The following is a 13,511-nucleotide window of genomic DNA, read 5'->3' as shown; positions in this document are numbered from 1 at the left end:
TTTCCTCATTGAGGGAACGGGCCTGAATTCGTCTGTGCGGACGCCCCGGTTCTTCGTTCCGGTCGCGAACCACCGGTCGCCCTTTCCCGAAACGCGCCGCCTCCGGTCCGGTGTCGGGGCGGGGCGTGGTTGGATGCGGGGATGGGAGGCGAGGTGGTCTGCGTCCGGGAGGACGCGGCGGTGCCTGCGCGATTTCACGCGGCGGTCCAGCTGGCCTGCGCGGAGGCGGATCAAGGACGCGCCATCGACGGCTTGCGGGACGGGTGGCGGGGGCCCGGCCGGCTCGTGATCGTGACCGCCGCGCGGACCCGGTACGCCGACGCCGTGCTCGCCTGGCCCGGACCCGCCCGCGAACTCGGTCCCGGACGCGTCGGCCCGTGCGCGGCGACGCTGGCCGACACCGTCCGCGCCGTGCTGGCCGCGCTCGGCACGGGAGCGGCGCGCGGCGACGGCGAGCGCGAGGTGCCGCTCGCGATCTGGCGCACCCCCGCGTTCCGGCGGTGGCACGCCGTGCAGCGACGGGCGGGCAACCGGCTCGTCGGCGCGCGCCCCGTCTGGTCCTTCCACGCCCGGTCGGACGCGCTGTTCTTCTGGGCACTGCACGTGACGGTCCACATTGCGTCCGAGGCGCGGACGAAGGACAACGAGATCGTGCTGTCCCGTCCCGACACGTCCCACGTCCTGCTCTACCGCAGGGGCGCGTCCCTGGGGGACACCGAAGTGGTCCTGGTGCGCGAGTTCCGCTCGCCGGGGTCGGCGCCCGACGGCTTCGTCCACGAACTCCCCGGCGGCTCCGGCGAGCATCGCGGGCAGCGCGCGACCGCGCTCGCCGAGGTGCGGGAGGAGACGGGCTTCGGGCTGCGCGCCGACCGGCTGCGCGAGCACGGCCACCGGCCCGTCGCCGCGACGCTCTCGGCGCACCACGCGCATCTGCACTCGGCCGAACTGACCGACGACGAGATGGACTGGTTCCGCCGGCAGTCGCGACCGCGCGGCGTGGCCGCCGACTCGGAGCTGACCTGGCCCGAGGTGCGCACCGTGGACGAGATCGTCGCGCAGCGCCTCGTCGACTGGCCCACCCTCGGCATGATCTTCCAGGTGCTGCACGACGTCCGCTGACCGCATCCGGCGACCCGGGGTACCGGTACGTCCCACGATGGTACGTTCCGCGCACAGAGCCCTCGCCGACGAGGAGAGCCGCAGTGAGCGCCCCACCGCGCGACGCGATCTTCATCAGCTTCCGGAGCGCCGACCCGGGCTCGTACGCGGCCGTCTACCTCGACGAGGTCCTCGTCCGGATGTTCGGTCCGGACCGCGTCTTCCGGTCGAGCCGCTCCATCGAGCCGGGCGCGGACTTCCGCCGGGTGCTGGAAGAAGGGCTCGCGCGGGCGTGCGTCGTGCTCGTCGTCATCGGCAAGGGCTGGGCGCAGGCCGCGGGGTCCGCCGGGGAGCCGATGCTGTGGCGGCCGGACGACTGGGTGCGCCGCGAGATCGGCGAGTCTCTGCGCGCGGGCATCCACGTGGTGCCCGTCCTGCTGACCGACGCGAAGCTGCCCTCCGCCGCCGAGCTGCCCCCCGACCTCGCGGACCTGGCGAGCCGGCAGTCCGTCCATCTGCGCCATCGCCACATCGTCAACGACACCCGGCATCTGCTGGACCGTCTGGGGGCCGTCGCGCCCGCCCTGGCCGCCCGGCATCTGGCGCCGGACCCGGGGCCGTCCGACGTCGCCGCGTCGATGCCGAGCGCGCTCCTGCGACCGGAGAACGAGGTCGTGCCGTTCGCCGGACGCGGCGGCGAGCTCGCGGAGCTGACGCGGTGGCGCGACGGCCCCCGCGCGCTGTCGGTCGCGCTGGTCACGGGCCCCGCCGGGCAGGGCAAGTCCCGGCTGGCGCGCGAGTTCGCGGCGCGCAGCGCGCGGGACGGCTGGGTGGCCGGGTCCCTGTCGGGCCAGGTCCCGGTGGCGGAGGTCGCGCGACTCGGCGAGTCCGGGCTCAAGCTGCTGGCCGTCGTCGACTACGCCGAAGGGGAGATCGCCCGGATCCACGAGATCGTCTCGGTGCTGCTGGCCCGCCGGGGCGCGCCCGCGCCCGCGCGGCTGCTGCTGCTCGCCCGGACGGCCGGCACCTGGCTGGACGAGCTGCTGCTGTTCCCCGGCGACGAGGGCGCCGCCGTTCTGGACGCCCGGACGCACCTCTCCCTGGACGGCCTCACGCACGACACCGCCGCCGAGTTCCGCCGCGCGGCGGCCATCTTCGCCGCCCGGCTCGGCCTGCCCGCGCCGGACGAGGCCGCCGTCGGACGGCGTTTCGCGCGGCCGGACTTCGCGACGTCCGCCCGTCCGCTGGACGTCCACGCGGCGGCCCTGGCGTTCGTCCTGGAGGATCACGGCGCGGGGGGCGCCGAGCGCGACCCGGTGATCCGGCTCCTGCACCATGAACGCCTCTACTGGCGGCGCGCGGCCGGGACGTTCAGCCTCCCCGACCCCTACCCGGACCGGCTGGCCGCGACGGTGGCCGCCGCGACCCTGTTCGGCGGCGACCGGGCCGACGACCTGCGCCGGGTCGTCGCGGCGCTGCCGACCTTCCACGACGAGCCCCGGCACGTCGTGGACCGCTATCTGCGCTGGACCGCCGAGCTGTTCCCGCCCGGCCCGGACGCGGTGGAGTCCGCCCCGTCCGCGCTGCGTCCCGACCGGCTCGGCGAGGAGCACGTCGCGCGCACCCTGCGCCGGCAGCCGGACCTGCTCGCGGCCTGCCTGCCGGTGCTGTGGACGCCGCAGGTCGAGCGGGCGCTGACCGTCCTCGGGCGGGCCGCGCCCCGGCACGAGGAGATCGGCGGGCACCTGCGCGCCGTGCTGCGGGCGGACCTGACGCGGTACGGGTCGCTCGCGCTGGCGGTCGCGCTGCGGCTGGAGTCGCCGGGCCCGCTGGCCGACGCGCTGGCCGCGGAGGTCGACGCCCTGGGGGACGCCGCGCTGGCCCGGTGGCTCGCGGCCGGGGTGCCCGCCCACCTGCCCGTCTTCGCGCACCTGCACGCGACCGTCGCCCGGATGGCGCTGGACGCGCCCGGCGGCGACGCCCTGATCCGCGCCCGGCTGCGGCGCGGCAACGCGGCCCGCGAAGCCGTGCGCGGACGGTACGCCGCGGCGCTGGCCGAGGCGATCGAGGCGGTGCGGGCGCTGCGGACGCTCGCCGGGGCGGGCCCCGAGCACTGGGCCGAACTCGCGCTCGCGCTGGCGATCCTCGCGGACTGCCTCGACGGGACGGGGCATCCGGCGGAGGCGCTGCAAGCGGTCCGCGAGGCGGTCCACCTCCAGATGGCGGTGGTGGGGCCGCAGATCCTCGTCCCCGCCGACCCGCGCGACGCGCCCGCCGACCCGCCCGCCGGCGGCGCGGCGGCGGCCGTGGCGGAGGCCGGACGCGGCGTCGGCGGGCGGAGCGGCCGGCACGAGCGGACGCTCGTCGTGTACCTGCGGCTGCTGGTCCCCCGGGCGCTCGCGGCCGGGGACGCGGCCGAGGCGGACGCGGCGCGCGTGCGCATCGTCCAGCTCCTGACGATCCAGCGGCTGCGGGCCGCCGACCGGGCGCACGCGCGCGACCTCGCGGCGGGCGGGGACGCGGCCGACGAGATCCGGTCGAACGTCGAGTCGTCCTTCGCCGACTTCCCCGACGAGCCGGGACCGGAGACGACCGTGACGGAGCTGGCCGACGCGGCCCGGCACCTGGGGGTCCGCGCGTACGTGCTGGACGACGTCCCGGTGGACGGGGCCGGCGGCCGGGCGTCCGTCGTCGTGATCGAGACGGTCGTCACCGGCCCGTGGGCGGTCTACCGCGACGCGGACGGCTGGGTGGTCGGCCTCCCCCGGACCGGCGACGACGGCGAGGTCGTCGGGGTCGCCGGGGTGATCGCCGTCCTCGGCCCGGTCGACACCGCGCCGGGCGAACTGCTCCGCAAGCTCCTTTTCCCGACGTGACAGGGCCCGGCCTCCCCCGCGGAGACCGGGCCCGGACGATCTTTAGAACCACTCGCGGATCTGGTCGAGGATGTCGGGCAGGTTGTCCTTCGCCCAGCCCCACAGGTGCGGCATCGTCTCCTTGATGAAGTGCTGGAGGGCGTGCATCCCGAGGTGGGCGAGCCGCTCGCTGTCGAAGTAGTTCTGCAGGCCGCGGATCAGGTCGTCGAACACCTTTTGTCTCCCTAGTGTTTCGGTGCGTTGAGGATTTTCGCGAGCCGCTGGGTGGCCCGGAAGATCGGCTTGTTCCGGGTCTCCAGCGGGAGGAAGTCCAGATGGCTGAAGTTCTTGAGTCCGGCGTAGATCCAGCGCCGGTCCTCGGGGCAGGCGTCGAGAATCGCCTTGAAGAGGTGTTCCATCCGGTAACCGCGCCGCGACGAGTAGCCGATGACGACGGGGTCCCGGCCGAGGACGGCGGCCAGGTGCGCCGCCCGGTCCGCCTCGATCTCCTTGATGTTGTCCTCCTGCGCGCGGGACGGGACGTTGTAGGCCGGCCGCCAGTCCATCGGCTCCACGAGGTCGAGCTGGTTGACGCCGAAGACCATCCGGTCGTGGAACTCGCGCAGTTGCTCCAGGTACATCTGGTCGAGCGCGATGGCCCGGTTGCGCGCCGCGGTCACCCACAGGACGACGTCGCAGGCGGGCAGGTTCTTGCGGTACAGGTCCAGGTACGCCCCGTCGAGCGCGACGTCCTCGCCGAGGCCGGGCGCGTCCACGACGCGGAGCCGCACGTGCGGCCGGTCGTCGCCCGGGTCCGCGCCGGTGTCGCCGTCGGCGTTGAACCGGACCGACAGCGCGACGTCCTCGAACTCCTTGGTCTGCGCGACGGTGTCGCTCGTCGCCAGATCGGTCCGGAACAGCGTGTTGATCGTGGACGACTTTCCGGTGCCGGAAACGCCGATGACGCCGATTCTCGGTGGACGGTTCTCCACCTCCTCGCGCAGCGCGGCGAGGATCTCGGCGCGCGGATCCTGCTGTTCACTCACTGTTGCCACCGTTCGTTCGCCTGTCTTGCGTTACTGGGAACGGTAAGCAGAGAATGGCGTCGGCAATAGATTTCCACTGTTGCCACAACCAGCTGGCAACGCGGGACGTCCGATGGTCGTGCACACCGATTTCGGAACTGAACTCCGCCGCCGCAGGAAGGCGGCCGGGCTTTCCCTGAGCGCCCTCGCCGATCTCGTCACCTATGACAAGAGTTCCCTCAGCCGGGTCGAGTCGGGGGCGCGGCTGCCGAGCAGGCAGCTCGCGGCGGCGTGCGACGCGGAACTCGGCGCGGGGGGAGAACTGCTGCGGCTCGCCGGGGAGCGGGCGCGGCGGGACAGCGGGAGCAGTCCGGGGCCCGCGCGGGTCCACGGTTCCGTGCCGCCGCCCGACGACGTCGTGGCCACCTTCGCGTCGGTCTTCGGGCAGCTGCGCCGGATCGGCCAGCAGGTGCCGCCGCCGGTGGTGCTCGGCCAGGCCGCCGAGCAGGTCAGGGCGCTGCGGTCGCTCGTCGTCCCGGACGCGCCGGAGTCGGCGCCGGTCCTGCTGCTGGCCGCGCGCACCGCGGAGTTCACGGGCTGGATGGCGCAGGAGGCGGGGGACGTGCCGCTCGCCCGGCGGTGGACGGCCGAGGCGGTGCGGCTCGCGGCGCTGGCGGGCGACGAGAGCATGGCGGCGCACGCCCACGTCCGCCGCGCCGGGCTCGCGCTGTACCAGCGGGAAGGGCTCCAGGTGGTCGCGCTGGCCCGGCGGGCGCAAGCCACGGCGCCCGTGGGTTCCCGCGTCCACGCGCAGGCCGCGCAGCGGGAGGCGCAGGGGCACGCGCTGCTCGGCGACGCGTACGCGGTGGAGCGGCTCCTCGACGGGCCGGCCGTGACTCCGGCGGCCTCGTCCGGGCCCTTCTCCGGCGGGCTCGCGCTCGGCTCGACGACCGTGCCGGACATGGACGACGCCGTCGCGGGCTGGTGTTTTCACGACCTCGGGCAGCACGCGCGGGCGGTGGACGCGCTCACGCCGGTCGTCGCAGGTCTGCCGCCGTGGGCGGCGCGGGCGAAGGGGCGGTTCGGCGCGCGGCTGGCACGGGCGCAGCTCGGCGCGGGGGACCTCGACGCGGCCTGCGCGACCGGGCTCCTCGTCCTGTCGGCCGCCGGGCCGGTCGCGTCGGCGACGATCGCCGCCGAGCTGCGGCAGCTGCTGGCGGAGCTGGGGGCGTGGCGGCGCCGCCATCCGCCGGCGGGCGAGCTGAACGCGGCGCTGGGCGACCTCCTCGGTTGATATTTAGTCTTCGCGGAGATAATCTGTGCGAAGTCAATCTGAGGAGCGGGACATGTGGGAGTACGAGCACGCGGTGGAGACCTCGGCGGCGGCCGGCGAGGTCTGGCGGTGGTGGGCCGACGTGACGTCGTGGTCCACGTGGAACGCGGGCGTCGTGGACGCCGTGATCGACGGGGACTTCGCCGCGGGGACGGCGTTCACCATGACCGGGCCGGACGGGGACGCGATCCGGATGACGCTGGCCGAGGTCGCGCCCGGGGAACGGTTCGTGGACGTGATGGACGGCGGCGACTTCACCGTCCGGACCGAGCACCGGCTGGAACCGCTCGACGGCGGCCGGACGCGCGTCGTGTACCGGACCGAGATCTCCGGGCCCGCCGCCGGCCACGTCGGGCCCGAGCTGGGGCCCGCCATCACCGCCGACTTTCCCGATGTGCTCGACGCGTTGGTGCGGCGAGCCGAGAAGGGCTGAGCGTGGCCAGTGATCCGGAGGGCAGTCCGGGGTTCTTGTTGTGGCATGTCACGTTGCGGTGGCAGCGGGACATCGCACGGGCGCTCGCGCCGTTCGACCTGACGCATGTTCAGTTCGTTCTGCTCGCCACGGCCTGGTGGATGAATTCGCACGGGGAGGATCCCAACCAGCTTTCGCTGGCTCGCAAGGCCGGGACGGACGTCAAGATGACGTCGCAGGTCTTGCGCAAGCTTGAGGACAAGGGGTTCTTGCGGCGCGAGGTCGATCCGGCTGACACGCGCGCCAAATTGCTTCGCGTCACCGACGCGGGGGCGGAGTTGGCGCAGCGGACGATCGCGGTCGTGGACGAGGTCGACCGTGCCTTTTTCGCCGCCTCACCCGAGGCCGCCGGGCTGCTCCGGGTGCTCGCGCGACGCGACGAGTAGGGGGCGCCGGGGACCGGCGGTCAGGACGGGACGGTCCAGCGTTGGGCCGGGGACGTGTTGCAGTCGTAGATCTGGAGTTGCGTGCCGTTCGTCGTGACGCTGTTCGGGATGTCCAGGCAGCGGCCGGACAGGGGGTTCTGCAGCGCTTTCGTTGTGGCGTTGTAGGTCCATTGCTGCGCGCCGCTGTTGTTGCAGTCGTAGAGCTGGACCTTCGTCCCGTTGGCCGTGCCGCTCGAAGTGACGTCCAGGCATTTGCCGAAAGCGGTGACCGTGCCGTTCGTGTGGCGGGTCCAGGTCTGGGCCGGGGAGTTGTTGCAGTCCCAGAGCTGGACGGGTGTTCCGTTGGCCGTGTTGCTCTGGTTCACGTCGACGCATTTGCCCTGGAAGTCGGAGGCCAGAGCGCCGGTCGGGCCGCCCAGCAGGGACGAGACGGCGGCTTTCAGGTCCGGGAGCGGGCCGATGCGGTTCGGGTCGGACGCCGGTTGCGGCGTGCCCGTCGCGATCAGGAGCTGGCGGACGGACGAGGGCGTCAGATAGCTGCCGGTCGCCTGTTTCGCTATTCCCTGGAGCGACGCCACGGCGCCGGCGACGATCGGGCTCGCGGCGGACGCGCCGTTGAAATCGTCCCGGTAGAGCGCGTTCGGATTGGTCTCGTCGGGAGTGAGGTCCTGGTAGCCGGGCGTCCCGATCGTCGCGACGCACGTCCCGTAGCCCTGCACGTTCACGCGCGATCCGTGGACGGCGCCCCAGCCGGAGAAGACCTCGGCCGTCCGGGCGGCGGGGCGCGACGAGCCGTTGCAGTTCACGCCGCCGGTGCTCGGCGGTTCGCCGGCGCCGACGACGATGCCGCCCGAGTCTCCGCGCGACATCAGTGCGACGGCGTGCGGGTCGGTGCTGCTGTCCAGGTCGTTGCCGGTGTTCCCGGTGGGTTCTATGACCGTCACGCCCGCCGCGCTGGCCTGCAGAATCAGGTTGTACCAGTAGGCGTCGACCTCCAGCGGGTAGTCGTGGCCGTCCAGGTAGGCGACGGCCTCCAGGAGGATCACGTCGCCACTGTGGGCGGCGGATACGGCCGCCGCCACCCCGTCCAGGGCGACCAGGGACAGTTTCAGCGGCGCGTTCGGTGCGACGCCGGACATTCCGACGCCGTTGTCGTCCTGGGCGCCCACGATCCCGATCACCGGTGTGCCGTGCGCGCCGGGACGGCACTGGCCGCCGCCGAGCGGGGTGAGCAGCGTGACCGGACGGTTCGCCAGGTCCTCGTGGCAGGCGTTCCACACGTTGAGCAGCGTCCGGGGCGCGACGGGCGTGGTGCTGGACGTCGTCGTGCCCGTCCCGAGCTGCCCGGACGCGTTGTCGCCCCACGTCTTCGGCGACCGCACCGGGAACACGGCGGCCACGTGCTGGTAGCCCGCCGCCACGGTCGCCACGGACGTCGCCGCCTGCACGGGCGTGGCCGCGTCGGCGGTGGAGCCGGTGCCGAGCTGCCCGGACGAGTTGTCGCCCCAGGTCCACAGGGTGGCGCCGGACTTGACGGCCGTGCTGAAGAACGTCCCCGCCGACACGGCCGCCACGCCGCTCAGCCCGGAGACCGCGACGGGCGTGGCGCTGTTGCCGGACGACCCGCTGCCGAGCTGCCCGGAGGCGTTCAGCCCCCACGCTTTGACCGTCTTGTCCGCCAGCAGCGCCAGTGTGTGGAACCCGCCCGCGCTCACCTGCGTGGCGTTACCGATCCCGCCGACCACGACGGGCGTCGTACTGTCGGTGGTCGTACCGTTTCCGAGTTCGCCGTTGTCGTTGTGCCCCCAGGAACGGACGGTCCCGTCCGCCAAGAGGGCGGTCGAAAAGCCATAGCCCGCAGAGACGGCGCCCATCCCCGAGGCCACGGTGCTGATCCCGCTCACCGCGACCGGAGTCGTACTGTCGGCCGTCGTACCGTTGCCGAGCTGACCGCCGGTGCCCGCACCCCACGCCATGACGCGCCCGTCGGACAGCGCGGCGAGGACGTGGCCGTCCCGGCTCGCGCTGACGCCCGTGACGCCGCTCAGCCCCGTGACCTGCACCGGAACGCTGCTGGACGTCCTGTTCCCCGTCCCGAGCTGCCCGGACGCGTTGTCGCCCCACGCCCACACGGTGCCGTCGGTCTTGAGCGCGACCGAGTACCCGTCTCCGGCGGAGACGGCCTTGACGTCCGTCAGCCCCTTCACCGGCGCCATCACCGGACGGGACGTCGTCGTTCCATCGCCGAGCTGTCCGTGGGAGTTGTCACCCCACGCCCACACACCAGGGTGCGTTTCATAGGTGACCATCAGCGTGTGGGTATCGGACGCCGCCAGGGAGCCCAACGTGTTCTGCGGGGACGGCGCGTAATCACCGCCGCCCTCCACATCGAACACCGTGACACCATCGCCCTTGCCTCCGGGGAGCGTCTGGGCGTAGGCCGCATTGACGCCGTCCACGGCGGGCGTCCGGTACTTCTGGTAGCTCTCGCGCGGGTCGGACGGCGTCCGGGTCAGCGGGACGGCCTGCGCGATCTCCACCGCCGGCAGCCCGTTCAGCGCGTCCAGCAGCGGCTCGATGCCCTTCGGCACGGTGATGAGGAACCACGTCGTCAGGTCGGGCAGGGCGCGTCCGGTCTTCTTCTCCAGCCGCAGCCGTTCGGCGGTGACGCCGGGCGACGTCGTGCGCGGCGCGATCGCGGCGCCCGGGTAGCGGGCCAGCAGGCGCGCGAGGTCGGCGGCGTCGCGCCCGGCGGGCCGGCCGTTCCGGACGCGGACGTCCCGCCCGTCGCGGAACTTCACCGAGATCTGGGTGGTCGAGTAGCCCTTCGGGAGCGGCCCGTGGGTGCCGGGCGCGCCCTTCTCGCGGCTGAAGTCGTGGGCCGGGCGCGGCGCCGCCAGCGCGTCCGTTCCCGTCCCGAGCCCGACGACCACGGCGGCCGCGATTGCGACGAAGCGCCTTAACCCAGACATGTCACCGTCCCCACGCGTGAAGCCCGGGTCTCGACGCTACGAGCGGGACGCTTCATGATCTACGCACTCAGCGCAGGAGAACCGTCCGTCCGACGCGCACTCGGCGCGCGCCGGGCGGACGGCGAGGTGTCAGCGGCGGAAGGTGTAGATGGTCGTGTTCGCGTCGCACGGGGACGGCGGGACGACCTCGACGCGCAGCAGGCCCGTCGCGGGGTCGTAGTCGTTCCCCTCCGTCTCGAACTCGCCGCGGCAGGCGCTGACCAGCGGGAGTTGGCCGAGCGAGGTGACGCGGGCCGTGACGTCGCGTCCCCGCAGCGGGCGGCTCAGCTTGATCTGCAGGAGTTGCTTGGTGGTCGGGAACAGATCGGTGCCCGTGTCGTCGGTCGCGCACAGCAGGGTGACGGGATTGACGAAGTCGCAGCCCTGGACGTCGCGGACGGGGCGGTCCAGCGTGATCCGCCCGGCTAGCGGGAGCGTTCCACCCGTGCGCGGCGTCGAGCGGTTGAGGATCGGCGTCGGCAGCACCAGCAGCCGGTTCATCGTGCCCCACTCGCCGCTGACCAGCCACTGACCGTCCGGCGAGACGGCGGCGTAGGAGTTGTTCATCAGCTCGCCGGGCGCCAGCGGGTGGACGTACCGGTAGTGCTCGCCGCGCGGCGTCGTGACGTAGAACATCTTCGCGGCGGGGTCGGCGGCGGTCCACTGGTAGGCGTCGAAGACGTAGCCCCGGGTGGAGTCGGGGTCGCCGACGTGGCCCCAGCCGGCAGTCCGCAGCGCGTCGGGCACGGTGCCGTTCCCGGCGAAGCGCAGCTCCTTGCCCACTGTCGTGAGGCCCTGGTTGGCGAGCGAAGACGGCTGCTCCACGCTGCCGGTGAGTTTCCAGGCGCCGAGGCGGAAGGTGTCGGCGGACGCCGTCCCGGCCAGCGCCGCGACGAGCGCGACCGCGGCGGTCAGGCAGCGGGCGATACGTGAGGTGATCATGGCGCGCAACACTGGCAGCCGCGCATGGCCCGATGGTGAACCTTCTTCTGACATCGGGTGAGTTTCGATGAATGATCACCCTTCGTACGCCCTGCCGTCGTTTCCCTCGCCTACGGTCTCGCTCGCACACGATTGTCATCGAGGAGGGCACGTGGGACACCACCACGAACACGACCACGCCGAGCCGTACGCCGACGCGACGGTGCCGGACGCCGAGCTGCCACCGGGCGAGCTGGCGCGCCGCCGCTTCCTCCAGCGGCTCGGTCTGGTGGGCGCGGCGGCGGCCGGGAGCGGCCTGCTGGCGGGACCGGCCGCCGCCGCGCCGAAGCCCTCGCCGCCCGGCCCGGACCCCCGCGCGCTGCACTGGCTCGCCGGGGACCACCACGTCCACACGCAGTACAGCTACGACGCGATGCACACGGTCGCCCAGCAGGTCGCGGCCGGACGGCGGCACGGGCTGGACTGGATGGTGATCACCGACCACGGGCACGTCGCGCACGAGAAGTTCGCGGTGGAGACGACGTACGCCGACGTCCTCAAGGCCCGGGCCGCCAACCCGTCGATGCTGCTCTGGCAGGGGCTGGAGTGGAACGTGCCCTCCGGGGAGCACGCGACGGTGTTCTTCGACGCGACCAAGAACGAGATCGCCGCGCTGCACGCCTTCGAGAAGCTGTTCGACGGCAACGTCAACGGGACCAATCACACGTCCGACGCCAACGAGGCGACCGCGCTGGCCGCCCTGCGTTGGATGTCCGGGCAGATCGACCGGGGCGCCATCGACTCGGCGCTGATGATCGCCAACCACCCCGGCCGCAACGGCCGCTACACGCCGCACGAGTTCCGCAACTACCGCGACACCGCGCCGCACATCGCGGTCGGCATGGAGGGCTCCCCCGGCGCCCAGAACGACGGCGGGCACCGGGGCGGCTACGGCAACGCGCCGGGCGGCGACTCCTGGACCGGCTGGCCGTCGGAGTCGTACCGGACGTTCGGCGGTTTCGACTGGATGACCGCCAAGCTCGGCGGGCTCTGGGACGCGCTGCTGGCCGAGGGCAAGGGCTGGTGGATCACCAGCAACTCCGACATCCACCAGGCGAACGGCAGCCGGCTCGTTCGCCCCGACACTCCTGGGGACTGGTACGACACCCACGGCGGTTATCCGGACCCGGTGGATTCGGGCACGCCGCAGGAGCACGCCGACTTCTGGCCGGGCGAGTTCAGCCGGACGGTCGTTGGCACGGCCTCGCGCAGCTTCCGGGGCGTCATGGACGCGATCCGCGGCGGTCGCGTCTGGGTGGGGATGGGCGGGTTGGTCTCCGCGCTGGACGTCCGCGTCCACGGCGGCGGACGGCCCGCCACCCTCGGCGGACGGGTCCGGGTCCGGCGCGGCGACGACGTCACCGTCCAGATCACCGCGCATCTCGCCACGGCGCCCAACACGACCGGCCGGATCCCCCGGCTGGCGCGGCTCGACCTGATCCGCGGCGCCGTCACCGGACCCGCCGCCGACCGGGACGGGTTCACCAACCCGGACGTTTCGGTCGTCGAGTCCTTTACCCCTCGCGGCCGGGGCCCGGTGCTGCACGTCGAGCACCGGTTCCGCAATGTGCGCGACCCGTTCTACGTGCGGCTGCGGGGGACGGACGGCCACCGATCGAACGGGCTGGAACCGATGATGGACGTCCAGGGCGCCGCCGCCCCGTGGGACGACCTGTGGTTCTACGCCAACCCGATCTTTGTGGACGTCGTGTGACCGTCCTCGGTGTGAACGCGGGCGGGCGCGATCGGTCGGCGCTCGAACAGATGGTGCTCGACGTGGTGCCGGACCCGGTGCTGTTCTGCACGCATCCGGGACGCGGACAGCACGCGGCGTCGGTGGAACTCGGGCCGCAGGACGTCGAGCCGATCGTCGCGGCGTTCGTCGCGCGGGGCGCGGCGGTGGCGCTGGAGGACCGGATCGTCGGTCCGGACGAGCACCGTCCCGGCGCCGTGGCCGCCCGCGCCGCGCACCGGCGGGAGGGCCGAGCCGTGCGGTTCCCCGGCCAGGGCCTGCTGCGCGGCACTCTTACGGTCGAGGACGCTCTGGCGACCGGCGCCGTCGACCGCGTCGAGCCGCTCGGCGGGCCGTTGGCGCCCGGCACGCCGCTCGTCACGCACGATTTCGTCCGGCCCGTGTACCGCGCGGGAGCGCTGGTCCTGGAGGTGACGCCCGCGACGACCGGGGTGATCCCGTTCGAGCTGGAGCACCAGGACATCTGCGGCCACTGAGTTGAGCGGTCGCTCAACCATCACATTGAGCGACCGCTCAAACGGGCTGCGACGTGGCGGTTTACCGCACAGCACGTCCAAAAACCGCCACATTCAGGACGAACCACCAGCACGCCCGCCG

11 protein-coding genes are annotated in these 13,511 nt (G+C 73.2%); 7 read left to right on the top strand and 4 right to left on the bottom strand.

Going from position 1 to position 13,511, the window contains the following annotated elements; translation table 11 throughout:
- Positions 1–291: 291 nt before the first annotated feature.
- Positions 292–1,119 carry an NUDIX hydrolase gene (locus GQ466_RS16790; RefSeq protein WP_161103749.1) on the top strand — a complete coding sequence of 276 codons (828 nt, stop codon included), beginning with the start codon at positions 292–294 and terminating at the stop codon, positions 1,117–1,119.
- Between the two features lie 83 nt (positions 1,120–1,202).
- Complete coding sequence (locus tag GQ466_RS16785) at positions 1,203–3,974, top strand: TIR domain-containing protein (protein WP_161103748.1); 2,772 nt, start codon at positions 1,203–1,205, stop codon at positions 3,972–3,974.
- A gap of 42 nt (positions 3,975–4,016) precedes the next feature.
- Here the strand turns inward: GQ466_RS16785 and GQ466_RS16780 are convergent, their stop codons facing one another.
- Together GQ466_RS16780 and GQ466_RS16775 are read right to left on the bottom strand one after the other, a co-directional pair.
- A complete protein-coding gene (locus GQ466_RS16780) occupies positions 4,017–4,187 on the bottom strand; it encodes a hypothetical protein (protein WP_161103747.1) in 171 nt (56 codons plus the stop codon).
- An 11-nt stretch (positions 4,188–4,198) separates the two neighbouring features.
- The gene (locus tag GQ466_RS16775; RefSeq protein WP_161103746.1) at positions 4,199–4,999 is read right to left on the bottom strand and encodes a GTPase; all 801 of its coding nucleotides are present in this window, start codon (positions 4,997–4,999) and stop codon (positions 4,199–4,201) included.
- Positions 5,000–5,078: 79 nt separating this feature from the next.
- Here GQ466_RS16775 and GQ466_RS16770 point away from each other — a divergent pair, with 79 nt between their 5' ends.
- From GQ466_RS16770 to GQ466_RS16760, 3 genes are read left to right on the top strand one after another with little or no spacing between them, the layout of a single operon-like run.
- Complete coding sequence (locus GQ466_RS16770; protein ID WP_161103745.1) at positions 5,079–6,272, top strand: helix-turn-helix domain-containing protein; 1,194 nt, start codon at positions 5,079–5,081, stop codon at positions 6,270–6,272.
- Positions 6,273–6,324: 52 nt separating this feature from the next.
- A complete protein-coding gene (locus GQ466_RS16765) occupies positions 6,325–6,744 on the top strand; it encodes an SRPBCC family protein (RefSeq protein ID WP_161103744.1) in 420 nt (139 codons plus the stop codon).
- Positions 6,745–6,746: 2 nt separating this feature from the next.
- Positions 6,747–7,169, top strand: a complete 423-nt coding sequence (locus GQ466_RS16760) for a MarR family transcriptional regulator (protein ID WP_161103743.1) — start codon at positions 6,747–6,749, stop codon at positions 7,167–7,169.
- A 20-nt stretch (positions 7,170–7,189) separates the two neighbouring features.
- On the opposite strand, the gene GQ466_RS16755 is transcribed toward GQ466_RS16760, so the two are convergent.
- Together GQ466_RS16755 and GQ466_RS16750 are read right to left on the bottom strand one after the other, a co-directional pair.
- Positions 7,190–10,141 carry a ricin-type beta-trefoil lectin domain protein gene (locus GQ466_RS16755; RefSeq protein WP_161103742.1) on the bottom strand — a complete coding sequence of 984 codons (2,952 nt, stop codon included), beginning with the start codon at positions 10,139–10,141 and terminating at the stop codon, positions 7,190–7,192.
- A 129-nt stretch (positions 10,142–10,270) separates the two neighbouring features.
- Positions 10,271–11,122, bottom strand: a complete 852-nt coding sequence (locus GQ466_RS16750; protein WP_161103741.1) for a hypothetical protein — start codon at positions 11,120–11,122, stop codon at positions 10,271–10,273.
- Positions 11,123–11,273: 151 nt separating this feature from the next.
- Here GQ466_RS16750 and GQ466_RS16745 point away from each other — a divergent pair, with 151 nt between their 5' ends.
- Both GQ466_RS16745 and GQ466_RS16740 read left to right on the top strand, forming a co-directional pair.
- Positions 11,274–12,875, top strand: coding sequence for a PHP domain-containing protein (locus GQ466_RS16745; RefSeq protein ID WP_337193501.1), 1,602 nt, complete (start codon positions 11,274–11,276; stop codon positions 12,873–12,875).
- Complete coding sequence (locus tag GQ466_RS16740) at positions 12,872–13,390, top strand: hypothetical protein (RefSeq protein WP_161103740.1); 519 nt, start codon at positions 12,872–12,874, stop codon at positions 13,388–13,390. Before GQ466_RS16745 ends, GQ466_RS16740 begins: the two co-directional genes overlap by 4 nt.
- Positions 13,391–13,511 lie beyond the last annotated feature (121 nt).

The organism is Actinomadura rayongensis (assembly GCF_009831215.1).
Lineage (GTDB): Bacteria > Actinomycetota > Actinomycetes > Streptosporangiales > Streptosporangiaceae > Spirillospora > Spirillospora rayongensis.
The sequence above is the reverse complement of the archived record's forward strand: the minus strand, read 5'-3'. Positions and strand labels throughout refer to the sequence as shown.

What these genes read in the sequence shown, in the direction of transcription:
- GQ466_RS16765 (WP_161103744.1), top strand. Translation starts at nt 6,325, where the DNA reads ATGTGGGAGTACGAGCACGCGGTGGAGACCTCGGCGGCGGCCGGCGAG.
- GQ466_RS16755 (WP_161103742.1), bottom strand. Translation starts at nt 10,141, where the DNA reads ATGTCTGGGTTAAGGCGCTTCGTCGCAATCGCGGCCGCCGTGGTCGTC.
- GQ466_RS16750 (WP_161103741.1), bottom strand. Translation starts at nt 11,122, where the DNA reads ATGATCACCTCACGTATCGCCCGCTGCCTGACCGCCGCGGTCGCGCTC.